This is a genomic window from Pseudomonas sp. LBUM1663 (genome assembly GCF_059695905.1).
In genome coordinates, this window is record NZ_CP166792.1 from 6,200,503 (window position 1) to 6,223,810 (window position 23,308).

At 61.1% G+C, this 23,308-nt stretch carries 23 protein-coding genes and 1 pseudogene; 13 read left to right on the forward strand and 11 right to left on the reverse strand.

What is annotated here, in order from left to right:
* Nucleotides 1-155: 155 nt before the first annotated feature.
* From ACA075_RS28425 to ACA075_RS28435, 3 genes are all read right to left on the reverse strand, one after another.
* Complete coding sequence (locus tag ACA075_RS28425) at nucleotides 156-581, reverse strand: hypothetical protein (protein WP_497296449.1); 426 nt, start codon at nucleotides 579-581, stop codon at nucleotides 156-158.
* Complete coding sequence (locus ACA075_RS28430) at nucleotides 544-1,173, reverse strand: transcriptional regulator (protein ID WP_497296450.1); 630 nt, start codon at nucleotides 1,171-1,173, stop codon at nucleotides 544-546. Before ACA075_RS28430 ends, ACA075_RS28425 begins: the two co-directional genes overlap by 38 nt.
* A gap of 188 nt (nucleotides 1,174-1,361) precedes the next feature.
* Nucleotides 1,362-1,583, reverse strand: a complete 222-nt coding sequence (locus tag ACA075_RS28435; RefSeq protein ID WP_497299361.1) for a hypothetical protein — start codon at nucleotides 1,581-1,583, stop codon at nucleotides 1,362-1,364.
* On the opposite strand from ACA075_RS28435, the pseudogene ACA075_RS28440 reads away from it, so the two are divergent.
* Nucleotides 1,479-1,862 (forward strand): annotated as a pseudogene (locus ACA075_RS28440) (DUF6124 family protein). The gene ACA075_RS28435 and the pseudogene ACA075_RS28440 overlap by 105 nt on opposite strands.
* Before the next feature lie 133 nt (nucleotides 1,863-1,995).
* Here the strand turns inward: ACA075_RS28440 and ACA075_RS28445 are convergent.
* The 6 genes from ACA075_RS28445 to pilG all read right to left on the reverse strand — a co-directional run bounded on the left by ACA075_RS28445 (nucleotide 1,996) and on the right by pilG (nucleotide 11,976).
* Nucleotides 1,996-2,451: a chemotaxis protein CheW gene (locus tag ACA075_RS28445; RefSeq protein ID WP_497296451.1), complete on the reverse strand. Its 456-nt coding sequence runs from the start codon at nucleotides 2,449-2,451 to the stop codon at nucleotides 1,996-1,998.
* The gene (locus ACA075_RS28450) at nucleotides 2,444-8,344 is read right to left on the reverse strand and encodes an Hpt domain-containing protein (RefSeq protein WP_497296452.1); all 5,901 of its coding nucleotides are present in this window, start codon (nucleotides 8,342-8,344) and stop codon (nucleotides 2,444-2,446) included. Before ACA075_RS28450 ends, ACA075_RS28445 begins: the two co-directional genes overlap by 8 nt.
* Before the next feature lie 53 nt (nucleotides 8,345-8,397).
* A complete protein-coding gene (locus ACA075_RS28455) occupies nucleotides 8,398-10,455 on the reverse strand; it encodes a methyl-accepting chemotaxis protein (protein WP_497296453.1) in 2,058 nt (685 codons plus the stop codon).
* 143 nt (nucleotides 10,456-10,598) lie between these two features.
* A complete protein-coding gene (locus ACA075_RS28460) occupies nucleotides 10,599-11,138 on the reverse strand; it encodes a chemotaxis protein CheW (protein WP_497296454.1) in 540 nt (179 codons plus the stop codon).
* 10 nt (nucleotides 11,139-11,148) lie between these two features.
* Nucleotides 11,149-11,514, reverse strand: a complete 366-nt coding sequence (gene pilH / locus ACA075_RS28465) for a twitching motility response regulator PilH (protein WP_027926574.1) — start codon at nucleotides 11,512-11,514, stop codon at nucleotides 11,149-11,151.
* 57 nt (nucleotides 11,515-11,571) lie between these two features.
* On the reverse strand, nucleotides 11,572-11,976 hold the full coding sequence (gene pilG / locus ACA075_RS28470; protein ID WP_219095115.1) for a twitching motility response regulator PilG: 405 nt from the start codon (nucleotides 11,974-11,976) through the stop codon (nucleotides 11,572-11,574).
* A 234-nt stretch (nucleotides 11,977-12,210) separates the two neighbouring features.
* Between pilG and gshB the strand changes: the two genes are divergently transcribed.
* The 7 genes from gshB to ACA075_RS28505 all read left to right on the forward strand — a co-directional run bounded on the left by gshB (nucleotide 12,211) and on the right by ACA075_RS28505 (nucleotide 18,218).
* Complete coding sequence (gshB, locus tag ACA075_RS28475; protein WP_497296455.1) at nucleotides 12,211-13,164, forward strand: glutathione synthase; 954 nt, start codon at nucleotides 12,211-12,213, stop codon at nucleotides 13,162-13,164.
* A gap of 77 nt (nucleotides 13,165-13,241) precedes the next feature.
* Nucleotides 13,242-14,141, forward strand: a complete 900-nt coding sequence (locus ACA075_RS28480) for an energy transducer TonB (RefSeq protein WP_497296457.1) — start codon at nucleotides 13,242-13,244, stop codon at nucleotides 14,139-14,141.
* A gap of 183 nt (nucleotides 14,142-14,324) precedes the next feature.
* Nucleotides 14,325-14,897 (forward strand): YqgE/AlgH family protein, encoded by a 573-nt coding sequence (locus tag ACA075_RS28485; RefSeq protein WP_497296458.1) that lies wholly within the window; start codon nucleotides 14,325-14,327, stop codon nucleotides 14,895-14,897.
* On the forward strand, nucleotides 14,897-15,334 hold the full coding sequence (ruvX, locus tag ACA075_RS28490) for a Holliday junction resolvase RuvX (RefSeq protein WP_005792259.1): 438 nt from the start codon (nucleotides 14,897-14,899) through the stop codon (nucleotides 15,332-15,334). Before ACA075_RS28485 ends, ruvX begins: the two co-directional genes overlap by 1 nt.
* 80 nt (nucleotides 15,335-15,414) lie before the next feature.
* Nucleotides 15,415-15,918 (forward strand): bifunctional pyr operon transcriptional regulator/uracil phosphoribosyltransferase PyrR, encoded by a 504-nt coding sequence (gene pyrR / locus ACA075_RS28495; protein WP_497296459.1) that lies wholly within the window; start codon nucleotides 15,415-15,417, stop codon nucleotides 15,916-15,918.
* A 27-nt stretch (nucleotides 15,919-15,945) separates the two neighbouring features.
* A complete protein-coding gene (locus tag ACA075_RS28500) occupies nucleotides 15,946-16,950 on the forward strand; it encodes an aspartate carbamoyltransferase catalytic subunit (RefSeq protein WP_074871640.1) in 1,005 nt (334 codons plus the stop codon).
* Nucleotides 16,947-18,218: a dihydroorotase gene (locus tag ACA075_RS28505; RefSeq protein WP_497296460.1), complete on the forward strand. Its 1,272-nt coding sequence runs from the start codon at nucleotides 16,947-16,949 to the stop codon at nucleotides 18,216-18,218. Before ACA075_RS28500 ends, ACA075_RS28505 begins: the two co-directional genes overlap by 4 nt.
* A gap of 94 nt (nucleotides 18,219-18,312) precedes the next feature.
* Here ACA075_RS28505 and ACA075_RS28510 read toward each other — a convergent pair whose 3' ends face one another.
* Nucleotides 18,313-18,744 (reverse strand): NINE protein, encoded by a 432-nt coding sequence (locus tag ACA075_RS28510; RefSeq protein WP_497296461.1) that lies wholly within the window; start codon nucleotides 18,742-18,744, stop codon nucleotides 18,313-18,315.
* Nucleotides 18,745-18,993: 249 nt separating this feature from the next.
* Here ACA075_RS28510 and ACA075_RS28515 point away from each other — a divergent pair, with 249 nt between their 5' ends.
* Entirely contained in the window at nucleotides 18,994-19,611 is a 618-nt protein-coding gene (locus tag ACA075_RS28515; protein ID WP_497296462.1) for a C40 family peptidase, read from the forward strand.
* Between the two features lie 131 nt (nucleotides 19,612-19,742).
* Here ACA075_RS28515 and ACA075_RS28520 read toward each other — a convergent pair whose 3' ends face one another.
* On the reverse strand, nucleotides 19,743-20,777 hold the full coding sequence (locus ACA075_RS28520; protein ID WP_497296463.1) for a type IV pilus twitching motility protein PilT: 1,035 nt from the start codon (nucleotides 20,775-20,777) through the stop codon (nucleotides 19,743-19,745).
* A gap of 56 nt (nucleotides 20,778-20,833) precedes the next feature.
* Here ACA075_RS28520 and ACA075_RS28525 point away from each other — a divergent pair, with 56 nt between their 5' ends.
* Genes ACA075_RS28525 through ACA075_RS28540 form a run of 4 tightly spaced genes read left to right on the forward strand, consistent with a single transcriptional unit; the run spans nucleotide 20,834 to nucleotide 23,281 of the window.
* Nucleotides 20,834-21,520: a YggS family pyridoxal phosphate-dependent enzyme gene (locus ACA075_RS28525; RefSeq protein ID WP_497296464.1), complete on the forward strand. Its 687-nt coding sequence runs from the start codon at nucleotides 20,834-20,836 to the stop codon at nucleotides 21,518-21,520.
* 34 nt (nucleotides 21,521-21,554) lie between these two features.
* On the forward strand, nucleotides 21,555-22,373 hold the full coding sequence (proC, locus tag ACA075_RS28530; RefSeq protein WP_497296466.1) for a pyrroline-5-carboxylate reductase: 819 nt from the start codon (nucleotides 21,555-21,557) through the stop codon (nucleotides 22,371-22,373).
* A 24-nt stretch (nucleotides 22,374-22,397) separates the two neighbouring features.
* Nucleotides 22,398-22,985 (forward strand): YggT family protein, encoded by a 588-nt coding sequence (locus ACA075_RS28535; protein WP_497299347.1) that lies wholly within the window; start codon nucleotides 22,398-22,400, stop codon nucleotides 22,983-22,985.
* Nucleotides 22,985-23,281 (forward strand): DUF167 domain-containing protein, encoded by a 297-nt coding sequence (locus ACA075_RS28540; protein ID WP_497296467.1) that lies wholly within the window; start codon nucleotides 22,985-22,987, stop codon nucleotides 23,279-23,281. Before ACA075_RS28535 ends, ACA075_RS28540 begins: the two co-directional genes overlap by 1 nt.
* Nucleotides 23,282-23,308 lie beyond the last annotated feature (27 nt).

Sequence of the window (23,308 nt, forward strand, 5' to 3'; positions counted from 1 at the left end):
ATCAAGCAGAGAGACGGATCGTTACGCTTAGGGTAATGGTTGCCAGGGCCGACGCCATCGCGAGCAGGTTCGCTCCCACATTGGATCTGCGGCGCACACAAAACCCTGCTCGCGATGAGGCCAGAATGGTCGCCGCAGTTTTCAATGAAGAATAATTACAGCCCCGCCATCTGCTGTTGCACACGAACTAGCAACTGCTCAGCACTTTCCAACAGCTGCGCCAACAACGCCGGATCTTCATCCATATAGCCTTCGTACTCCGCCAGGTTCCGTCGCTCATGGCACAGGGCGAACAACCGAACCTGTACTTTGCCGATATCAGCGGTATGAACCAGACACTGGAAGACCAGATATCGCTTGTCCGAACGGTAGCCACACAAGCGAAGAGCTGTCAGTGCAAGCGCGTGGGCAGCGTTGTAAGCCAGGTCGAATCGACTTGCGAAGGACAGCGAGCATGTTTGCGCATCTTTCAATCGATCCACAGCCGAACGCATCAACCCTTCACATTCCTTGCGATCCGGCGGCTCGGCTTTCAGTCCACCGCTACGTAACAGGTTCTCCAGATTCTCGTTGCTGCCCATCCTTGGACTCCAAAGGGTTTCCCCCTATCAGGTTGATCTTGTCCTGCTGCGTGACCCGCACGACGAAGCTGTTTTCAGCCGCCAGTTTTGCGGCCCAGTCGTCGGGGGTGTAGAGCGTCGGGTTGAGAACGCGGCCCATTTGCTCCTCCAGAGGCATAAGCCGCTCCATCACTTCACTGTAGTGCAGGCCTTCGCCGATCAGCATGAGATCAATGTCACTGGATGCGTTTGCCGAATCCTTGGCGATAGATCCGTACACAAATGCCCACGTGATCTGTTCGGCAAAGGGTTGGAGCGCCTGGCGCAGAGGCTCGGCGATGCCAAAGGTTTTGCGGGCGATGCCCAACAGCTCGGCATAGATCGGGCACTGCGGATTGGCCTGATAGTGGGTCTGGTTGCCCTGACGGCTCAGGGTCAACACGCCTGCCTGCTGTAATCGATCCAGCTCGCGCATGAGGCTGCCTTTACCCACTTGAGCCCAGCGGGCGATCTCGTTGGCGTAAAAACTGCGGTCGGGTTTGCCGAACAACAAGCCCAGCACTTTTTGCTGAGTGGTGGTGAACAAGGCTTCGCTGAGGGAGAGGTTTTTCACAGTGGCAACCGATGAGTCCCAAAAAGGGAACGATAGGTCCCTTTTTGGGAATCTTCAACCGGTCGCGAGCCGAATGGGGATTTGTGTTTAAACATTTGTTCGCAGCAACGGTGAGAGGCTACGCAGTCTGGCGTCACGACCTACAGCAATGCCGGAAGCCGCTGACTGGTGGGGTTTTGCGCTGATCGTTATCGTTTACGGGTCGCTGCCAAATCAGCGACCGGGTCTGGAACCCCCGAAAAGACGGAGAAAAAGCGCCATTCATTTCGAATGGACCAACGCCAATCTGTAATCGGAAACTCATAATGTCCAAGGTAACGACCAACCCAGCATAAAACACTGGCACCGATACCCAAGCATCTCTCGAAGCCGAAAAACTCAAGGAAGCCGCCGACCGCGCCTTCGCTCATTACTTCCCCCCTGCTCACGAAAAACCGTCGAGGCGCCGTAACAAGTCCCAGCTCTTCACCGTATGCCCCGACATTGGCGCCGAAGCCCTGCTGGCCAACGCCTCTGAAGACTTGCTGTCCATCAGCGCCATTGCGGCCGATCTGGCAGACGATGTGGAAGGCTCACGCCGCTCGGTAGCCCTGGCGCTCAGCCGAATGGCCGATGGGGTGCAGTTGTTGGTGGAGCGTGCGCTGGACCATAACGAGGCGTTGCAGATGAAGGCTCAGGCCGGGGTTTAGCGCAGAAACCCCTGTGGCGAGGGAGCTTGCTCCCGTTCGGCTGCGCAGCAGTCGCTAAATAATCGGCTCGCCGGAGATTTTGGGGCTGCTTCGCAACCCAGCGGGAGCAAGCTCCCTCGCCACAGGATAAGGGTCAGATCAACCCGGCACTCACCAACAACTCCTCCAGCGCCAACAAGTCAGGCACCTTCGCCACTTGCTCCCCCACCTGCACCGCCGCCTGTTCCAGCGGGCACAACGGCACATCCACATAACTCAACTGACTGTCGAGCTTGTACGACCGCGGAATCCCCTGCACCAGCAGCGCAATGAACTTCAACTCAGGCCGCCCACCGAGGGCATTGAGAATCACAATCCGCGCCCGCTCGCCGATGACGATTTTATTGCCGCACGCCGACTCGAAACTCAGCAACGGAATCTGCCGGTCCCGCCACTTCACCAACCCCAGGTACCACGGCGGCGTGTCCAGATCGAACGCCCCCGGTTGATAGTCAATCAACTCCGCCACCGCCACGTTGGGCAGAATCAGATTGCGGTCGGCCAGGGGCAACAGCAGGCCGGTGAGATTGCTGGTGCGATGCTCAAGCATGGGTTTTGCTCCACAGGGCAATGCTGTCGAGCAGCACCGATTCCTGGTACGGCTTGCCGAGGTAGTCGTTGACGCCAATGGCCATGGCGCGGTCGCGGTGTTTCTGGCCGGTGCGGGAGGTGATCATGATGATCGGCAGGTGCTGCAAACGTTCGTCGCTGCGAACCTGGGTCGCCACTTCGAAACCGTCCATGCGCGGCATTTCGATGTCGAGCAGCATCACGTCGGGCATATGTTCTTCGAGCAGCAGCATGGCGTCGACCCCATCCTTGGCGGTCAGCACGTTCATGCCGTGACGTTCGAGCAGGCGGCTGGTGACCTTGCGCACGGTCACCGAATCGTCGACCACCAGCACCAGTAGCGGCTTATGCGGCTCGACCTCAACGTCCTGTGTCGCCGGTTGTTGCGGCACACGGGCCTGCATGGCGCGGATCGGCGCGAGCAAGTCGAGGATCAGCACCACCCGGCCATCGCCCAGAATCGTCGCCCCGGACAACCCCTGCACCGACGCAAACTGCGGGCCGAGGCTTTTGACCACGATCTCGCGCGTGCCGGCCATGGAATCAACCTGCACGGCGATGTGCCGCTCGTTGCATTGCACCAGCAAGACCGGCAGCGGCAGGCTCTGCCCCAACAGTTTCGGACGGGTGCTGGTTTTCAGCAGCTCGCCCAGATAACACAGTTCATAACGCTGCCCGGCGTATTCGTAGGTCGGCGGATCAAGCCGGTAATGCCCTTCGAGTTCATTGGGCAGCACACGAACGATGCCGTCGATGGTGTTCAGCGGGATCGCGTATTGATCCTCCAGACACTGCACCATCAGTGCGCGGTTGACCGACACGGTGAACGGCAGGCGAATCCGGAAGTGCACACCCTGCCCCGGTATCGAGTCGATGACCATGGTACCGCCGAGCTGCCGAACCTCTTCGTGAACCACGTCCATGCCCACGCCACGCCCGGAGATCTGGGTGATTTTCTCGGCAGTGGAGAACCCCGGTTGCAGGATGAATTGCAGCACGTCGCGATCACTGATATCCGCGTCTGGGGCCAGCAAGCCGCGCTTGATAGCTTTGCGCCGCACCGCGTCCAGCGGCACGCCCGCACCGTCGTCACGGATGTCGAAAATGATGTCGCCGCCCTCGCGAGACAGGTCGAGGGTGATCCGGCCCTGGGCCGGTTTGCCGGCCGCGATACGCACCTCGGCCGATTCCAGACCGTGGTCCACGGCGTTGCGCAGCATGTGCTCCAGCGGTGCCGCCATGCGTTCGAGCACGTTGCGGTCCATCTCGCCTTCAGCGTTGCCGACCACGAACTCAACGTCCTTGCCCAGTTCACTGGAGACCTGGCGGACGATGCGTTTCAAGCGCGGCAGCATGCGCTCGAACGGCACCATGCGCGTGCGCATCAGGCCTTCCTGCAATTCGGTGTTGATGCGGCCCTGCTGTTGCAACAGGTTTTCCGCGTCCTGATTGCGTCGATCGAGAGTTTCCTTGAGGTCGAGCAGGTCGGAGGCGGATTCGAACAGCGCCCGCGACAACTGCTGCAACTGCGAGTGACGGTCCATTTCCAGCGGATCAAATTCCTCGTAGCCCAGACGTTCCGCCTCAACTTGCTGACGGCTGAGAATCCGCCCCTGGGTTTCGGTGTCGAGCCGCCGCAACTGATCGCGCATCCGCTCGATGGTGGTTTCCATTTCGCTCAGGGCCACCCGCGCATCGTTGACCTGTTGCTCGATACGGCCACGGAAGATCGATGTTTCGCCCGCCAGGTTGACCAGATCGTCGAGCAATTCTGCCGAGACCTTGACCATGTCGGCGCCCACTTCGGCTTGCGGCACCGGGGCGTCAGGTTTCGGCGTGGCGGGCAGCACCACCGGCGCATCGAGAACAGCGGGATGGCTGAAGTTCTTGATCGCGTCGATCAACCGATCAGCCGGCGGCAAGGGCTGACCGGCGCGGGCGGCATCGAGCATCTGCGCCAGTCGGTCGTGACTGCTTTGCAGCAACGCGAACAGCGCCAGGGTCGGTTGCAGCACGCCAGCGGAGAGGCCTTCGTAAAGGAATTCCAGCTCATGGGCGAGGTCGCCAATAGGCGCAATTTCCACCATTCGCGCGCCGCCCTTGAGGGTGTGCAGGTCGCGCAACAGGGTTTCCACTTCCTGACGGTTCGACGGTTCGGCTTGCCAGCGCACGAGGGCGGCGCCGGAGTTTTCGATGATGTCGAAACCTTCCTCAAGGAAGATCTCAAGCAGCTCGGGGTCATGCCCCGGCGAGTCATCGGCCGGCGCAGGTTCCGCCACTTCGGCGGTGTTGGCGTTGCCCTGACGGAACTTGCGAATCGCTTCGATCAGTTCGTGCGGAGCACCCAGGGGGTGCTGGTTCTTCAGCTGTTCGAGCAACACCGCGAGCCGGTCATGGCTCTGTTGCAGCAACTGCGCTAGGGATTCACTGTGGCTGTAACGGCGGTCCACCAGGCCTTCGTAAAGACTTTCCAATTCATGGGCCAGGTCGCCGACCGGCTCGACCTCGGCCATCCGCGCGCCGCCCTTGAGGGTGTGCAAATCCCGCTGCAAGGACGACAGCGGCGCGGCGTTGTCCGGGTCGCTCAGCCAGCGCTGCAAGGCCTGGCCAGCGCTTTCGAGGATATCCACCGCTTCTTCGAGGAAGATCGAGACGATCTCATCGTCCAGCTCGACCTGGGTCGCGGTCTGTTCCAGTTCCGCGGTGGCGCTGCCCAGTTCCCGGATGCTCAGGGTGCGGCTGCCATCGCTGCGGATCAGGCCCATGGACGACGGATCAAGGCTTTCGTCGAGCAAGCCGCGCAAGGCCCGGATGCGTTCCGGTTGCGGGCTGACTTCCTGGCCGGCAGCCAGTTCGTCGAGCATGTTGATCAGCGCTTCGTGGGCACTTTGCGCCTCGTGGAAAAACCGGTCGCTGACCGCCAGGCTGCTCTCTTCCACCGCACCGTACAGGTCGAGTAACGCTTCGCACAATTCATCCACCGGGTGCAGATCGGCGAGGTGTGCGCCTTCGCCCAACGTGGTCAATTCGTCCAGCAACGCGCTGAGTTCCTGGCGCTCGCCGGGGTGCTGCTGCCAGCGCTGCAACAGGCTTTCGGCGTCCAGCAGGATGTCCATGCCCTGGGCCAGGAAGTTGTTGATCAGTTGCGGATCACGCTTGATTCGCAGCGCAGTGTCCGGCGCTTTCAACAGCGCGTCCAGACGCTCGGCGAGCAACGCCTTGGTGCGCTCGATCAGCAAATCAGCATCCGGTATTTCGGCCAGCGGATCATCCTTGAGTTGCCGCAGCCCGAGACGGAACAGACCTTCGGCTTCCAGCAGCAGTTCGACTTCATCGAGGTCGAGGGCGATCAGGTGCGCCTTGTATTCGCGGGCCAGTTGATCCAGCGGCGTCGCCAGCTCGGCGATCGGCAATACGCCGGCCATCGACGCGCTGCCCTTCAAGGTGTGCAACGCCCGCTGCAACTCGTCGCTGGCTTGCAACGGAACATGCTCGGCGGCTTGATCGAGGAAACGGTTGAGGCTGGCGAGATGGGTCTCGGCTTCCTTGCGGAAGATCTCCAGCAACAGCGGATCGAGGGCCGCGACGTCCTGGGTGTCTTCATCGCTGGCAGGTAAATCGCCCTTGGCCAGGGCATGGGCGCGAGCGGCCAGTTGATCTACCTGATTGCATTGGCGCTGGGCATTGGCGGCAAATTCAGCCACCAGCGCCGGCAGCAGGTCCAGTGCATCGCGGAGCAATTGTTGCACCGCCGCCCCAGGCGCAACGCTGTGCTCCAGCACGCGGTTGAGCAGGTTTTCCACGGCCCACGCCAACTCACCCAGCACCAGCGCACGGACCATCCGGCCACTGCCTTTCAAGGTGTGGAACGCCCGGCGCAATTCACTCAAGGCGGGTTTATCGTCCGGGTTGGCCGTCCAGCGCGGCAAGTACTCCCGGAGGATTTCCAGGACTTCATCGGTTTCTTCGAGGAAGACTTCCCGCAGCTCATCGTCCACCGGTTCTTCGCCGGCGGGCGGGGGTAACAGGCTGCCCGGGGTGGTCAGGGCCGGCGGATTGACCGAAGACACCGGACTGGCCAATACATCGGCCAGCGACTGGACGGTATCGGGGTCATCGAGTTCTTGCAGGTCCTGCATCACCTGAGCTTCACTCGGGCTGAGTACATCCTCGAGCATCGGCACATGCTGTTCGCTAGGGAAAAACCCGAGTGTCGCCAGGCTTTTTTCTGCCACGTCGAGCAGTTGTTCGCTGGGGGCCTCGGGGTCGTCGCTGAGACGCTCCAGGTAATACTCGATGCTGGTGATGACGTCGGCCAGGCTGTCCAGTTCCTGCCAGCCGGGCTGGCCCGGGTCCAGCAGCAGATGCTCGCGAATGAAGTGGTTGCAGGCTTCGATCAGGCTCGCCGCACGGCCCAACGGAATCATCGACAGCGCACCGCGCACCTGGGTCAGCAACGCCGGCAAGGCCTGCAAATGCTGGCGGTCCCAGTCGGCGTCGATGTAGTCGACGATCATGTCCTTGGCCTGTTGCAGGCAGATACGCGCTTCCTTGATCACGATCTGATGGATCTGCGTCAGGTCGGTGGTCGGCAGGCGGCTTTCTTCCTGGCTCTCCGGCTCAACGGTGCCGACCATGCCGGCCAGCGTCGCTTCGACGTAGAGCAGGGCCCCGGCGACGTCCATGAGAATGGCGTCGTTGGGTTCGCGCTGGCCCTGGGCGAGGCTCAGCACCACCGCCAGTTGATCGATGATGACTTTGCGCGGCTGGCCAAAACCCAACACCGCCAAGGTGTCGGCGATTTGCCGCAGGGGCGCCAGCAGGCTTTCGAGGTCCGAGGTGTGCTGGCGGTCGCTGCGCACGAACAGGTCCAGGCGTTCCTTGACCCGCACCAGCTCTTCACACAGCGCGGCCAGCACCGAACGCATGGCGTCACGGTCAGGACCGGCCAGGCGGGCGCGTTCTTCGTCGACCATTGCGCTGTCAGGCAGCGCGTCGTCCAGTGAGTAACGATCTTTCATGGTCAGCATCTGCCCGGTGGGATGTTCGGCCTTGGCAATGTAGAACAGCAAACTCTTGAGTAACTCCGGCGGCGCCGGCTGATTGATGCCGTGAATGCCCTGTTCGAGCAAGCGCTTGAGTTCTTTGTCGGCGTCCTTGAACAGGCTGCGCAGCGCCGGGCTGTTGGCAATCGAGCCACCGCGCATGCCTTCTACCAGCGCCGAGGCGACTTGCCACAACGGGCTCAAAGGCGCGTTGCCGCACAGCCCTTCAAGGCGTGAAAAAACTTTGGTCAGATAACCGAGGTTAGTCTCGTCATCCTGCTCGCGCAGCAACCCGACCAACGCCATCTGCAGCATCTGCCGCAACTTGCGCAGCACATTGGGAAAATCTGCCGGTTCCAGCAGGGCCAGCGATTCTTCGTCCAACACCGGCAGGTCGAGCAATTGCGGGCTGAACAGACTGGTTTCCGACAACAGGCTTTCGCCCCGGGCACTGCGCAAATCGTTGATCAATGGCAGCACCACCAAGGGCAGGTCACGCCGCGCGCCTTGCACCCGGTCGAGGTAGATCGGCAGTTGCCCGAGGGCTTGCAGCAGCAGGTGAAGCGCCTCGTCGCGATGACTGATGCGGTTCTGTTGCAAAGCGGTGGCGAGGTGTTCCATTTCTTCGGCGAGCAGGGCCGCGCCGTAGAATTCGACCATCTGCAAACTGCCGTGAACCTGATGGATGCACGCCAGGCAATCGCTCAGGGCGTGCGTCGCCTGGGGGTCATCAAGCAGGGTTTCGATGGCTTGATGAGCCACTTTCAGCGTTTCGGCAATCTCGCCTTTGACCCACTCGAGGGCCACATAGTCGTGCCGATCACCCATAACCACTCCAAATCACTGCTCTACTCAAAAAAACGCAAACGCCTGCGGGCGCTTCACACTTTATCCGCAGTCTGCGCCTTGGCCGCCGGCAAGGTGAAACCGGACACCGAGCGCCGCAGCTGACTGGCCATTTTCGCCAGGTTGCCGATGCTCTCGGCGGTGGCGGTCGAGCCCGATGAAGTCTGCGTGGTGATCTGCTGGATCACGTTCATCGTCAGGGAAATCTGACCGGCCGAAGACGTCTGTTGCTGCGCGGCGTTGGAAATACTCTGGATCAGCGCTGCCAGGGTCTTCGATACACCTTCGATTTCTTCCAGGGCCACTCCGGCATCCTGCGCCAGACGCGCGCCGCGCACCACTTCGGTGGTGGTTTGCTCCATGGAAATCACCGCTTCGTTGGTGTCGGTCTGGATCGCCCGCACCAAGGTCTCGATCTGCCGGGTGGCGGCGGACGAGCGCTCGGCCAGACGTTGCACTTCGTCGGCCACCACCGCAAAACCACGCCCGGCGTCACCGGCCATCGAAGCCTGGATCGCTGCGTTGAGCGCGAGGATGTTGGTCTGATCGGCAATGTCATCGATCAGGCTGACAATGTCGCCGATTTCCTGAGAGGACTCGCCCAGGCGCTTGATGCGCTTGGCCGTGTCCTGAATCTGCTCGCGAATGTTGTCCATGCCGTGGATGGTGTTGTGCACCACCTCGTTGCCCTTGTTGGCGATCTCCACCGAACGTTCGGCCACCGCCGAGGACTCGGCGGCGTTGGCCGAAACCTGGTCGATGGACTGCGCCATGTCGTTGATCGCGGTGGAGGCTTCGCTGATCTGTTGCGCCTGATGTTCCGACGCCTGGGCCAGGTGCATGGCGGTGGCCTGGGTTTCCTGCACGGCGGCGGCGACCTGGCCGGCGGTGAGGTTGATGGTCGCCACCAGGTCGCGCAGTTGATCGACGGAATAGTTGATCGAGTCGGCGATGGTACCGGTGAAGTCTTCGGTCACCGAGGCCGTCACAGTGAGGTCGCCGTCGGCGAGGTCTTCGATCTCGTCGAGCAGGCGCATGATCGCAGTCTGGTTACGCTCGTTCTTCTCGGCGGTTTCGCGCAGCTGGCGATTGGTTTCGCGCACCATCACCAGGCCGATGAGGATGATCGACATCAGCGCCAACAGGCCCAGTACATAGCCGCCAATGGTGTCGGTGTCGCGCCCGCCGGCAAGGTTTTCGAAACCGGTGGCCAGGTGCGAGGCTTCGTCGAGCAGGGTTTGTGACAAGGTGAAAATATTGGTCGCCGATTCGCGAACCTTGAACAGCTCCGGCGAGGTTTCGAGGATTTCATCCACGGAGCCGGAGACGAATTCAAACAGCTCGGAAATCTCAGTCAAGCGGGCACGAGCATCACGGTCTTCGACCTGGCTGACCCGCAGCGACGTATTGCCCTGGAGCATGCCGTTGAGCACCTGGCCGAATCGCGCGGCGTCACGACCGAACGCGTCGGCGGCCTGTTGCGAATTTTCATCACCGGACAGCACGGTGTTCACCGCGCCCAGGATGCGTTCGGCCAGCAGCGACTGACGCTGGGCCATGGCCACCTGAGCGGCCGGCGCGCCGCGCTGCAAGAGGATTTCGACGACTTTTTCGTATTCGACCTGCAACTGCGGCACGGTTTCGGCCAGGGTGGCGGCGACCTGATGCAGCGACAGCACGGTCTGCTCGCTGGAGAGAATGGCGTCGGTGTTTTTCAGCAGGCGTTCCCAGTCCAACTGAACGGCGCGCATTTCCGGGCGCACGGTGGACGGCGCCGGCGGCAGGCCGGTGGTCGGGTCGCCCTTCTTCAGGTAACCCCAGCGTTGGGCGAAGTCGTTGCGTGCATCGCTCAGCAGCTTGAACGCCGCCGCCTTGCCGGCAGCGGCTTCGGTGGCGTTTTTTGCGATGCGTTGAGACAGCACGCGCAGCTCGCCGGCGTGGCCGATGTACTGTTTGTCATACGTGGCTTGCGTGTTGAGGTAAGCGAAGTTGGCGAACAGCAGCATGATGAAGATGATCAGCGCGATAAACAGCACGATGATCTGCGAGCGGCTGCGCGATCCTTCTGGCTTGCCTGTTTTTGTTTTTATCATCAGTCCTCGCCTGTTAACCCACACCCTTAAAGCTTGCAGAGAACCCTGTGGGAGCTGGCTTGCCTGCGATGGCATCAACTCGGTTCAAAGTGAGACCGAGTCGCCTGCATCGCGGGCAAGCCCAGCTCCCACAGGGTCCGCGTTTACAGCGCTACATGCATGAAGCTTTGTGACTGCGCCAGCGTAAACGGACTGAATATTTGCCACGTCTGCTCACGCTGAAACCGGCCCTGGAGGAACGCGGCAATCGGCCCGTGGAGATCGGCCATCGACACCGGTTCCAGAGTGTCCTGGGCAAAATGCTGCAAGCCGAAGACTTCGTCGACCATCAACCCGGCAAACACTTCGCCGTGTTCCACCACCAACACCCGCCGCTGTTTGCGCAGGGTCGACTGTTCATGACCGAAGAAGCTGCACAAATCCATGATCGGCAGCAATCGCCCACGCAGGTTGGCCACACCCTTGACCCAGGGTTTGACGCCCGGCAATTGGGTGAAACGCGGTTCGTGCAGGACCTCGCTGACTTCGCCCATGGGCGCGACGTACCAGTTTTCGCCCAAGCGAAAGCCGATGCCGCTCCAGCGATCCTGTCGGGTTGGCTGGGACGGCAGATCCGCCGCCAGCAGACGACAGCGCTGGTCGATCTGCAGCAGCAGTTCGAAAGCCGTCAGCGACTCGGTCATGGCCGGACGATCAACCGGCCAGCACGTTGTTCAGGGTTTTGATCAGGGTCTCTTCGTCGACCGGCTTGGTCAGGTAATCCTTGGCGCCCTGGCGCGTGCCCCAGACTTTGTCGGTTTCCTGATCCTTGGTGGTGATGATGATCACCGGGATGTGCCCGGTGTCCGGGTCTTTGGTCAACTGGCGGGTCGCCTGGAAACCGTTGAGGCCGGGCATGACGATGTCCATCAGCACCGCGTCAGGTTTTTCCTGGCGGGCCAGGGCCACGCCGTCGGCGCCGTTTTCGGCTTTCAACACTTCATGACCGTGCTTTTCCAGCATGCCGGTCAGTTTGTACATTTCGGTCGGCGAATCATCGACGATCAGAATACGTGCCATGGTCTTCCCCATTCTTGTCAACGCCGGGCCCGCTGGCCGAGCGTCACTGTGCGTGTCCTACTGCGGCAAAACGGCGGCGAAGCCCGGTACATGGGCCTGGATCGCGTTCAGCAGTTCTTCCTTGCTGAAAGGCTTGGTCAAAAACTGGTCGGAGCCGACGATGCGCCCCTTGGCCTTGTCGAACAGCCCGTCCTTGGACGACAGCATAATCACTGGCGTGGACTTGAACGCGCTGTGGTTCTTGATCAACGCGCAGGTCTGATAGCCATCCAGGCGCGGCATCATGATGTCGACGAAGATGATGCCGGGGTGGTTGTCGGCAATCTTGGCCAGGGCATCGAAACCATCGATGGCCGTGATGACTTCACAACCCACGTTCTTCAACAGCGTTTCGGCGGTGCGGCGAATCGTCTTCGAATCGTCGATCACCATGACCTTCAAGGCGCTGGAATGCTGGTCCATAAATGCTCTGCCGTCGCCTTTGCGAATCAAATTGTCCATTTCCGATAATCGGAGGCTCGAAACCCTTGATGTTTAAGGGCCGGAACGATATGGCAGCCTTTTTAGCACAGTCTCCAAATGCAATCTATCGGGGGACTGGCGCGGTGGTTTTTCCTTGACCGGGAACACACTGAGCGCCAATCTGACGCCACTTTTTCGTGTCCAACCGGACCACCCAAATTCGAGGAAAAACCCATGAGCGTTCGCGTCGGGATTGTCATGGATCCTATTGCCGGCATCTCCTATAAAAAGGATAGCTCGCTGGCCATGCTGCTGGCCGCACAGAAGCGCGGCTGGGAACTGTTCTATATGGAACAGCGCGATTTGTATCAGGGTGAAGGCGAAGCCCGGGCGCGGATGCGTCCGCTGAAAGTCTTCGCCAACCCGGAAAGATGGTTCGAACTGGAAGCCGAGACCGACGCGCTGCTGAGCGATCTGGACGTGATCCTGATGCGCAAGGATCCGCCGTTCGACATGGAGTTCGTCTACTCCACGTACCTGCTGGAACAAGCCGAACGCGCTGGCGTGCTGGTGGTCAACAAGCCGCAAAGCCTGCGTGACTGCAACGAAAAGCTGTTCGCCACGCTGTTCCCGCAGTGCACGCCGCCGACCGTGGTCAGCCGCCGCGCCGACGTGCTGCGTGAGTTCGCTGCCAAACATGGCGACGTGATCCTCAAGCCGCTGGACGGCATGGGCGGCACTTCGATCTTCCGTCATCGCGCGGGCGATCCGAACCTGTCGGTGATTCTGGAAACCCTGACCGCGCTGGGCACCCAGCAGATCATGGGCCAGGCCTACCTGCCGGCGATCAAGGACGGCGACAAACGCATTCTGATGATCGACGGCGAGCCGGTGGATTACTGCCTGGCGCGCATTCCGGCAGCCGGTGAAACCCGTGGCAACCTCGCGGCCGGTGGCCGTGGCGAAGCCCGTCCGTTGAGCGACAAGGATCGCTGGATTGCAGCACAAGTCGGTCCGACCCTGCGTGAGAAAGGCCTGTTGTTCGTGGGCCTGGACGTGATCGGTGAGCACCTGACCGAAATCAACGTCACCAGCCCGACCTGCATTCGCGAGATTGATAATGCGTTCGGCACCGACATCGGCGGCCTGTTGATGGATGCCATCGATCAGAAGCTCAAGGCTCGTTGATATAGAACAGCCAAGATCGAACCAACATTGCGTTATCATGCGCGGCCTGTGAAAAACGCGATGTTGGTTTCCTTGTCATGACACTTCCGTCCGATCTGCCCGCTGAACTCGCCCATCGTGGCGTGCGCCCGGCCGATCGCCTCGGATTTACCCTGTTTCTCGCGGCGCTGATTCACCTGGCCTTGCTGTTGGGCGTCGGCTTTACCATGGTCGAACCCAAGCAGATCAGCAAAACCCTGGAAATCACCCTCGCCACCTTCAAAAGCGAAAAAAAGCCTGCGAAAGCTGATTTCCTCGCCCAGGAAAATCAAGAAGGCAGCGGCACCCTGGATAAAATGGCGATTCCCAAGACCACCGAGGTCGCGCCCTTCCAGGACAACAAGGTGCAGAAAGTCACGCCACCGCCGGCCGCCAAGCCGCCAGTGCCGGAAGCCGCGCCCAAGGCTGCCGTGACCACGGTCGCGCCGAAGCCGAAAAAAGCCCCGGCCAAGAATGAAGAGATCAAGCCGATAACCAAGCCTGCGGTGGCGGCGCCGACGTTCGACACTGAACAGCTGTCCAGCGACATTGCCAGCCTGGAAGCGGAGCTGGCCAACGAACAGCAGCTGTACGCCAAGCGCCCGCGCATCCACCGCCTGAGCGCTGCTTCGACCATGAAAGACAAGGGCGCTTGGTATAAGGACGAGTGGCGCAAGAAGGTCGAGCGCATCGGCAACCTGAATTACCCCGACGAAGCGCGGCGCCAGCAGATCTACGGCAATTTGCGACTGATGGTCTCGATTAACCGCGATGGCTCGCTGTATGAAGTGCTGGTGCTGGAATCCTCCGGGCAACCGTTGCTGGATCAGGCGGCGCAGCGGATTGTGCGGCTGGCGGCACCGTTTTCACCGTTTACCGGGGATTTGTCGGATATCGATCGACTGGAGATCATCCGCACGTGGAAATTTGCCCGTGGTGACAGGCTCTCCAGCAACTGACTGGCATATGACCTGTAGGAGCCGACTTGCTGGCGATGGCGCCCTTGAGATCGCTATCGCCAGCAACCCGGCTCCTACAGGACCGTGTTACCTCCGTTTGATCCTGCAAGCCATCGATCAATCTCAAGCAAACATTGATTCCCCAGCTTGTCAGTTCGCCCCTCCAACGCCACACTAGCGCTCATGAAGAACGTCAGCCCCAGCTACCTCAAGCATCAATTCCTGATCGCCATGCCTCACATGGCCGACCCGAACTTTGCGCACACCTTGACCTACATCGTCGAGCACACGGCCAATGGTGCCATGGGGCTGGTGGTCAACCGCCCGCAAGACCTGAATCTGGCCGATATCCTCGAGCAATTGCGCCCCGACATCGAACCGCCGGTGCTCTGCCAGCATGTGCCGATCTTTATCGGCGGCCCGGTGCAGACCGATCGCGGCTTCGTCCTGCACCCTTCGGGCAAGACCTTTCAGGCGACCGTTGATCTGGAAGGCGACCTTTCCTTGTCTACCTCCCAGGACGTGCTGTTCGCCATCGCTGACGGCGTCGGCCCGGCCAAAAGCGTGATCGCCCTCGGCTACGCCGGCTGGGAAGCCGGGCAGCTCGAAGCCGAGCTGGCGCAGAACGCCTGGCTGACCTGCCCGTTCGACGCCGACATCCTGTTCAACACCAGCAGCGAACTGCGCCTGGACGCGGCGGCCAAGCACCTCGGGGTCAATCTCAGCCTGCTGACCAGCCAGGCGGGCCACGCCTGATGGCCCTGCGACTGATTCTGGGTTTTGACTACGGCACCAAACAGATCGGCGTTGCGGTCGGCCAGGTGATTACCGGCCAAGCCCGCGAGTTGTGCACCTTGAAGGCACAAAACGGTATTCCCGACTGGAATCAGGTCGAAGCCCTCATTAAAGAGTGGAAGCCCGACGCTGTCGTCGTCGGCCTGCCGCTGAACATGGATGGCACGCCGAGCGACATGTGCCTGCGCGCGGAGAAATTCGCCCGCCGCCTCAATGGCCGCTACAACCTGCCCTTCTATACCCACGATGAGCGCCTGACCACGTTCGAAGCCAAGGGCGAACGACGTGATCGTGGCGGTCAAAAGGGCAGCTACCGCGACAACCCGGTCGACGCCATCGCCGCCGCCCTGCTGTTGCAAGGCTGGCTCGACGAAAACACCGCACTGTTCGAATCCTGAAGCGCCATCACAGCGTCTCTCTTAGCTACAACCCGAGCCAAACCCCGCACGCACCGGCTCGGGCCCAAGAAGGAGCAACCATGAGCCTGCCCAATCCCGCCGAACTGATCAGCCAGATGGCGATCCGTCTCAAGGCACATCTGGAACACCGTGGCATCAGCGAACCGCGCTACATCGGCATTCGTACCGGCGGCGTCTGGGTCGCCCAGGCGTTGCTCGATGAACTGGGCAGCGACTCGCCCCTCGGCACCCTGGACGTGTCCTTCTACCGCGACGACTTCAGCCAGAACGGCCTGCACCCGCAAGTGCGCCCCTCCGCCCTGCCGTTCGAGATCGAAGGCCAGCATCTGGTGTTGATCGACGACGTGTTGATGAGCGGCCGGACCATTCGCGCCGCCATGAATGAACTGTTCGACTACGGCCGCCCGGCCAGCGTGACGCTGGTGTGTCTGCTGGACTTGGATGCCGGCGAACTGCCGATCCGCCCGAACGTGGTCGGCGCGACGCTGGCACTGGCTGCCCACGAGCGGGTGAAGCTGTCCGGCCCGGAGCTCAAGCTCCAACTGCAAGACCTCGCCCTTTAATTCGCCCTATTGAGAGTCCCCCTCGCGATGACGCCTCTAGAAACCAAGCGCCCGCTGCAGCTCAATGATCAGGGCCAGCTGCGCCACTTCCTCTCGCTCGACGGTTTGCGCCGCGAGTTGCTGACGGAAATCCTCGACACCGCCGACTCGTTCCTCGAAGTCGGCGCCCGGGCGGTGAAGAAAGTCCCGTTGCTGCGCGGCAAGACCGTGTGCAACGTGTTCTTCGAGAACTCCACCCGCACCCGCACCACCTTCGAGCTGGCAGCCCAGCGCCTGTCGGCCGACGTCATCACGCTGAACGTGTCGACTTCGTCGGCGAGCAAGGGCGAAACCCTGCTCGACACCCTGCGCAACCTGGAAGCCATGGCGGCCGACATGTTCGTCGTGCGTCACGGTGACTCCGGCGCCGCGCACTTCATCGCCGAACATGTCTGCCCGCAAGTGGCGATCATCAACGGCGGCGACGGCCGTCACGCGCACCCGACCCAGGGCATGCTCGACATGCTGACCATCCGCCGGCACAAGGGCGGCTTCGAAAACCTTTCGGTGGCCATCGTCGGCGACATCCTGCACTCGCGGGTGGCGCGCTCGAACATGCTCGCGCTGAAAACCCTCGGCTGCCCGGACATCCGCGTCATCGCGCCGAAAACCCTGCTGCCAATCGGCGTCGAGCAGTACGGCGTGAAGGTTTACACCGACATGACCGAAGGCCTGAAAGACGTCGATGTGGTGATCATGCTGCGCCTTCAGCGTGAACGCATGACTGGCGGCCTGCTGCCGAGCGAAGGCGAGTTCTACCGCCTGTTCGGCCTGACCACCGCGCGCCTGGCCGGAGCCAAGCCCGATTGCATCGTCATGCACCCGGGGCCGATCAACCGCGGGGTGGAGATTGAGTCGGCGGTGGCCGACGGCCCGCACTCGGTGATCCTCAACCAAGTCACCTACGGCATCGCGATTCGTATGGCCGTATTGTCCATGGCCATGAGCGGGCAGACGGCGCAACGTCAATTCGAGCAGGAGAACGCCCAGTGAAGCTCAGCATTCTCGGCGCACGTGTCATCGATCCGGCCACAGGTCTGGATCAAGTTACCGATATCCATATTGAAGCCTGCAAGGTCGTTGCCCTTGGCGCCGCGCCCGCCGGTTTTGTGCCCGTCGACACCATTGATGCCAAAGGCCTGGTGGCTGCACCTGGCCTGGTTGACCTGAACGTCGCCCTGCGTGAGCCGGGTTACAGCCGCAAAGGCTCGATCGTCAGCGAAACCCGTGCCGCTGCGGCCGGCGGCGTGACCAGCCTGTGCTGCCCGCCCAAAACCAAACCGGTGCTGGACACCTCGGCCGTGGCCGAACTGATCCTCGACCGCGCCCGTGAGGCCGGCAACACCAAAGTGTTCCCGATCGGAGCCCTGAGCAAAGGCCTGGACGGCGAACAGCTAGCCGAACTGGTCGCGTTACGCGATGCCGGCTGCGTGGCCTTCGGCAACGGCCTGGAGAGCTTCCGCAACACCCGCACGCTGTGCCGGGCGCTGGAATACGCGGCGACCTTCGACCTGACGGTGGTTTTCAACTCGCAGGACCACGACCTGGCCGAAGGTGGTTTGGCCCATGAAGGCCCGACCGCCAGTTTCCTCGGATTGCCGGGCATTCCGGAGACCGCCGAGACCGTAGCCCTGGCCCGGGACCTGCTGCTGGTCGAGCAAAGCGGCGTGCGTGCGCACTTCAGTCAGCTCACCAGCGCCCGCGGCGTGGCCCTGATCGCTCAGGCTCAGGCTCGCGGCCTGCCGGTGACCGCCGATGTGGCGTTGTATCAGTTGATCCTGACCGACGAAGCGCTGATCGACTTCAGCAGCCTCTATCACGTCCAGCCGCCGCTGCGCACCCGCGCCGACCGCGATGGCTTGCGTGCAGCGGTGAAGTCAGGCGTGGTTTCGGCCATCTCCAGCCATCACCAGCCCCACGAACGGGACGCCAAACTGGCCCCGTTTGGCGCGACCGAGCCGGGCATCAGCAGTGTTGAACTGCTGCTACCGCTGGCGATGACGCTGGTGGAGGATGGGTTGCTGGATCTGCCGACGTTGTTGGCACGCTTGAGCACCGGGCCTGCCGAGGCATTGCGCTTGCCAGCGGGCAAGTTAGCCGTAGGCGGGCCGGCGGACATCGTGCTGTTTGATCCGGCGGCTTCGACCGTGGCCGGTGAGACCTGGTTGTCCAAGGGCGAGAACTGCCCGTTCATTGGGCATACCCTGCCGGGCGTGGTGCGTTACACCTTGGTGGATGGGCGCATTAGCCATCAGGCTTGAGATTGAGTTGTCCCAATCGCTAGCAGGGCTAGCTCCCACACAGGATCTGTGAACAACACAAATCCCCTGTGGGAGCTAGCCTGCTAGCGATGGCTTATTGGAAGGTGCCTCTGTTCTGCGCGTTGCGCACGGACACCTGGTCATTCAGCGTCCAGAAGTCATACAAAACCCCCAGAAAGAACAACCCGCCCGTCACCAGGTACAGCAATCCGCTGATCCACTTTCCCTGATACATACGGTGTACGCCGAATACCCCGAGAAACGTCAGCAGAATCCACGCCACGTTGTACTCGATGGGCCCGGCGGTAAAACGCAGGTCCGCTTCACGGTCCATGGCCGGGATCAGGAACACGTCGATCAGCCAGCCAATGCCCAGTAATCCAAACGTGAAAAACCAGATCGTCCCGGTTACCGGCTTGCCGTAATAGAAGCGGTGAGCCCCGGTAAAACCAAAAATCCACAGCAGGTAGCCGATTACTTTGCTGTGCGTGTCTTGCTGCTGGCCAGCCTGTTGATAGGTGTTCATGAGGGTCCTCGATTCACACGATAGATAAATATTCTTGAATTCTTTGTGACTTTTTTACAGGTTGCCGACGTATGGCACATGCTACCTTCGTTTCCGTCAAAGCCTTATACCACCTGACTTCTGTCCGACAATTGCGTCCATTTGCCGCTTATTTGGTTCCGTTGACCACAAGTTGAATCGACCAACGGCCTCGGAAGGGCAAAAAAAGCTGTTATAAAGTTGCGCGCTAACCCATATGAGCCTTGCCTAATGCGTCCATTTTTCAAGACATGGCTAACCATTTGCCTTTTGATGCCACTGGCCGCCCACGCCACCAATCGTGAGCAACGTCTTCCAAACGTTAATGGTTACACCCAAAAATCCCATGTTTCTGCTCCTTCGAGCAAAAACAAGAAAACCGAAAAACGTGCTCCACAGCTGGCCAGTAAAAGCGGCGTCGTTCCGCCGATGGCGACCAAGGAAAGCAGCAATGTGCTGAGTCGCGCCGTCAACGTCCTTGGTACACCTTACCGTTGGGGCGGCAGCAGCCCAAGTAAAGGGTTCGATTGCAGCGGCCTGGTGAAATACGCGTTCAACGACGCCACGTTTGACCTGCCACGCACGTCCAATGCCATGGCCAGTGGTCATGGCGAGAAAGTCGATCGCCAGGATCTGAAGCCGGGCGACCTGATTTTCTTCAACATCAAGAGCCGTCGGGTCAATCACGTTGCCATCTACCTGGGCAACGACCGCTTTATCCACGCACCGCGTCGTGGCAAGTCGGTGACCATCGACACCCTGAAGAAACCGTACTGGGAAAGCCACTACGTGGTTGCCAAGCGGGTTCTGCCGAAAGAGAAGAACACCCTTCAGGTTGTTCAGCGCTGATCTGCTGACGCCTTCGCGGCTTTTGTGGCGAGGGAGCTTGCTCCCGCTGGAGTGCGCAGCGCTCCCCGTTTTTAGGTCTGCTTCGCAGCCCAGCGGAGCAAGCTCCCTCGCCACAGGTCCGCGTTCACCCCTCAGAAATTATCCGGCGTCCGTGCCTTCTCACGCGCATGCTCCCGGCTGATCAAGCCCTTGGTCACCAAGTCCTTCAGGCACATGTCCAGCGTCTGCATCCCGAGGTTGCCCCCGGTCTGAATCGACGAGTACATCAGCGCGACCTTGTCTTCGCGGATCAGGTTACGGATCGCCGACGTGCCGAGCATGATCTCGTGCGCCGCAATGCGTCCACCGCCGATCTTCTTGATCAGGGTCTGCGACACCACCGCCAGTAACGACTCGGACAGCATCGACCGCACCATCGACTTCTCGTCCCCCGGAAACACGTCCACCACCCGGTCGATGGTCTTCGCCGCTGACGTGGTGTGCAGCGTGCCGAACACCAGGTGACCGGTCTCGGCGGCGGTCAGCGCCAGGCGGATGGTCTCCAGGTCGCGCATCTCCCCCACCAGAATCACGTCCGGGTCTTCCCGCAGCGCCGAGCGCAGGGCCGTGGCGAAGCTGCGGGTATCACGGTGGACTTCGCGCTGATTGATCAGGCATTTGCGCGATTCGTGGACGAACTCGATGGGGTCTTCGATGGTGAGGATATGGTGATGGCGATGGTTGTTCAGGTAATCGATCATCGCCGCCAGGGTGGTGGACTTGCCGGAACCGGTGGGGCCCGTCACCAGCACCAGGCCCCGGGGGGCCTCGGTGATCTTGCGAAACACCTCGCCCATGCCGAGGTCGTCCATGCTCAGGACTTTCGACGGGATGGTCCGGAACACCGCACCCGCCCCCCGGTTCTGGTTGAAGGCGTTGACCCGGAAACGCGCCACGCCGGGTACTTCGAAGGAAAAATCAGTTTCCAGGTGTTTCTCGAAGTCCACCCGCTGGGTGTCGTTCATGATGTCGTAGATCAGCTCATGCACCTGTTTGTGGTCCAGGGCCGGCAGGTTGATGCGCCGCACATCACCGTCAACGCGAATCATCGGTGGCAGGCCGGCAGACAGGTGCAGGTCGGACGCGCCCTGTTTAGCGCTGAAGGCCAGCAGCTCAGTGATATCCATAGCGCTCCTCAATTCCAGTAGAATGCCGCCAACCTTCAAACCGCCGGCGCCTCTTGATGTCCACGATAGCAGACAACATTATTCAGGTTAGTTCGCGCATCCACGCCGCCGCCCTCGCCGCCCACCGCGACGAACACAGCGTCCAGCTGCTGGCCGTGAGCAAGACCAAGCCCGCCGAGGCCCTGCGTGAAGCCTACGCCGCCGGGATTCGTGACTTTGGCGAGAACTATCTGCAGGAAGCCCTGGGCAAACAGCTCGAATTGGCCGACCTGCCCTTGATCTGGCACTTCATCGGCCCCATTCAATCGAACAAGACTCGGGCTATCGCCGAGCATTTCGCCTGGGTGCATTCCGTGGATCGCTTGAAAATCGCACAACGCCTGTCCGAACAACGCCCTGCCGATCTGCCGCCCTTGAACATCTGCATCCAGGTCAATGTCAGCGGTGAAGCCAGCAAATCCGGCTGCACCCCGGCCGACCTGCCGGCCCTGGCCAAGGCCATCAGCGAATTGCCGAGCATCAAGCTGCGCGGGTTGATGGCGATCCCTGAGCCGACTGACGATCGCGCCGCCCAGGACGCCGCTTTTGCTGCCGTGCAAAGCCTGCAAGCCAGTCTTAACCTGCCGCTCGACACACTTTCCATGGGCATGAGCCACGACCTCGAGTCGGCCATCGCCCAAGGCGCCACGTGGGTCCGCATCGGTACGGCCCTGTTTGGCGCCCGCGATTACGGTCAAGCATGACAATGGCTGACGCCTCTCTTTATAAGGACCTGACATGAGCAAGACTCGTATTGCCTTTATCGGTGCCGGAAACATGGCCGCCAGCCTCATCGGCGGCCTGCGCGCCAAAGGCCTGGACGCCGCACAGATCCGCGCCAGCGACCCGGGCGCCGAAACCCGCGCCAAGGTGCAGGCTGAACATGGCGTTGAAGTATTCGCCGACAATGCCGATGCCATTCAAGACGCTGACGTGGTGGTGCTGGCGGTCAAGCCGCAGGCCATGAAAGCCGTGTGCGAAGCGATTCGCCCATGCCTGAAACCGAATCAACTGGTGGTTTCGATCGCGGCCGGCATCACCTGCGCCAGCATGAACAACTGGCTCGGCGCCCAGCCGATCGTGCGTTGCATGCCCAACACCCCGGCGCTGCTGCGTCAGGGCGTAAGTGGTTTGTTTGCCACGGCCGAAGTCAACGCTGAGCAACGCCAGCACGCCGAAGAACTGTTGTCGGCGGTCGGCATTGCCCTGTGGCTGGACGAAGAACAGCAACTGGACGCGGTCACCGCTGTTTCCGGCTCGGGTCCGGCGTACTTCTTCCTGCTGATCGAAGCCATGACCGCCGCCGGCGTGAAGCTCGGTCTGCCTGCGGACATCGCCGCCCAACTGACGGTGCAAACCGCGTTGGGTGCCGCGCACATGGCGGTTGCCAGCGATGTCGACGCCGCTGAATTACGTCGTCGCGTGACGTCCCCAGCGGGCACCACGGAAGCGGCAATCAAATCGTTCCAGGCCGGCGGCTTCGAAGCGCTGGTGGAAAAAGCACTCGGCGCCGCTGCGCACCGTTCGGCCGAGATGGCTGAGCAACTTGGCCGCTAATCAGCTCTTACAAAGGAATCAATGATGCTTGGACTCAATGACGCTGCCATTTTCATAATTAAAACCCTGGGCAGCCTGTACCTGCTGATCGTGCTGATGCGCTTCATCCTGCAATTGGTTCGGGCGAATTTCTACAACCCGCTCTGCCAGTTCATTGTGAAAGCCACCCAACCGCTGCTCAAGCCGCTGCGCCGGGTCATCCCGAGCATGTTCGGGCTGGACATGTCGTCACTGGTATTGGCGCTGATCATTCAAATGCTGCTGATCGCGGTGATCCTGCTGCTCAAAGGTTTCATGGTCGACTGGCTGTTCCTGGTGCCGTGGGCCCTGATCGCGCTCTTCTCGTTGTTTTTGAACATTCTGTTCTACGCGATGATCATCAGCGTAATTCTGTCCTGGGTCGCCCCGGGAAGCCACAATCCGGGCGCCGAGCTGGTCGCGCAGATCACTGAACCGGTCCTCGCCCCGTTCCGTCGGATCATTCCGAACCTGGGTGGCCTCGACATCTCGCCGATCTTCGCGTTTATCGTGATCCAGTTGCTGCAAAGCTGGCTGATCCCGCGCCTTGCGAACTTCGCCCTCATGCCGCTGGGGCTGCTCGGCCTGATCTGATGAGCTACTTTCGCTGGGACGGTGACGATCTGATTCTGGAATGTCACCTGCAACCGGCGGCCCGCAGCGATGATTTCTGCGGGCTGCACGGTGATCGGCTGAAGATTCGCCTGACCGCGCCGCCGGTAGAAGGCAAGGCCAATGCGTACCTGATGGCGTTTTTGGCCAAGGCATTCGGTATGTCCAAGAGTCAGGTCAGTTTGATTAGCGGGGAGTTGAACCGGCAGAAGCGGGTGCGGATCTGTTCGCCGAAGAAGCTGCCGGATTTGCCCGATCTGCTGCGTCCGGCAGGCTGACCGCGTCATCGTTCTTCGCGGGCAAGC

Coding starts and splice junctions, on each gene's coding strand:
- ACA075_RS28425 (WP_497296449.1), bottom strand. CDS start 581: ATGGGCAGCAACGAGAATCTGGAGAACCTGTTACGTAGCGGTGGACTG.
- ACA075_RS28435 (WP_497299361.1), bottom strand. CDS start 1,583: ATGAGCGAAGGCGCGGTCGGCGGCTTCCTTGAGTTTTTCGGCTTCGAG.
- ACA075_RS28445 (WP_497296451.1), bottom strand. CDS start 2,451: ATGCTTGAGCATCGCACCAGCAATCTCACCGGCCTGCTGTTGCCCCTG.
- ACA075_RS28450 (WP_497296452.1), bottom strand. CDS start 8,344: ATGGGTGATCGGCACGACTATGTGGCCCTCGAGTGGGTCAAAGGCGAG.
- ACA075_RS28455 (WP_497296453.1), bottom strand. CDS start 10,455: ATGATAAAAACAAAAACAGGCAAGCCAGAAGGATCGCGCAGCCGCTCG.
- ACA075_RS28460 (WP_497296454.1), bottom strand. CDS start 11,138: ATGACCGAGTCGCTGACGGCTTTCGAACTGCTGCTGCAGATCGACCAG.
- pilH (WP_027926574.1), bottom strand. CDS start 11,514: ATGGCACGTATTCTGATCGTCGATGATTCGCCGACCGAAATGTACAAA.
- pilG (WP_219095115.1), bottom strand. CDS start 11,976: ATGGACCAGCATTCCAGCGCCTTGAAGGTCATGGTGATCGACGATTCG.
- gshB (WP_497296455.1), top strand. CDS start 12,211: ATGAGCGTTCGCGTCGGGATTGTCATGGATCCTATTGCCGGCATCTCC.
- ACA075_RS28480 (WP_497296457.1), top strand. CDS start 13,242: ATGACACTTCCGTCCGATCTGCCCGCTGAACTCGCCCATCGTGGCGTG.
- ACA075_RS28485 (WP_497296458.1), top strand. CDS start 14,325: ATGAAGAACGTCAGCCCCAGCTACCTCAAGCATCAATTCCTGATCGCC.
- ruvX (WP_005792259.1), top strand. CDS start 14,897: ATGGCCCTGCGACTGATTCTGGGTTTTGACTACGGCACCAAACAGATC.
- pyrR (WP_497296459.1), top strand. CDS start 15,415: ATGAGCCTGCCCAATCCCGCCGAACTGATCAGCCAGATGGCGATCCGT.
- ACA075_RS28500 (WP_074871640.1), top strand. CDS start 15,946: ATGACGCCTCTAGAAACCAAGCGCCCGCTGCAGCTCAATGATCAGGGC.
- ACA075_RS28510 (WP_497296461.1), bottom strand. CDS start 18,744: ATGAACACCTATCAACAGGCTGGCCAGCAGCAAGACACGCACAGCAAA.
- ACA075_RS28515 (WP_497296462.1), top strand. CDS start 18,994: ATGCGTCCATTTTTCAAGACATGGCTAACCATTTGCCTTTTGATGCCA.
- ACA075_RS28520 (WP_497296463.1), bottom strand. CDS start 20,777: ATGGATATCACTGAGCTGCTGGCCTTCAGCGCTAAACAGGGCGCGTCC.
- ACA075_RS28525 (WP_497296464.1), top strand. CDS start 20,834: ATGTCCACGATAGCAGACAACATTATTCAGGTTAGTTCGCGCATCCAC.
- proC (WP_497296466.1), top strand. CDS start 21,555: ATGAGCAAGACTCGTATTGCCTTTATCGGTGCCGGAAACATGGCCGCC.
- ACA075_RS28535 (WP_497299347.1), top strand. CDS start 22,398: ATGCTTGGACTCAATGACGCTGCCATTTTCATAATTAAAACCCTGGGC.
- ACA075_RS28540 (WP_497296467.1), top strand. CDS start 22,985: ATGAGCTACTTTCGCTGGGACGGTGACGATCTGATTCTGGAATGTCAC.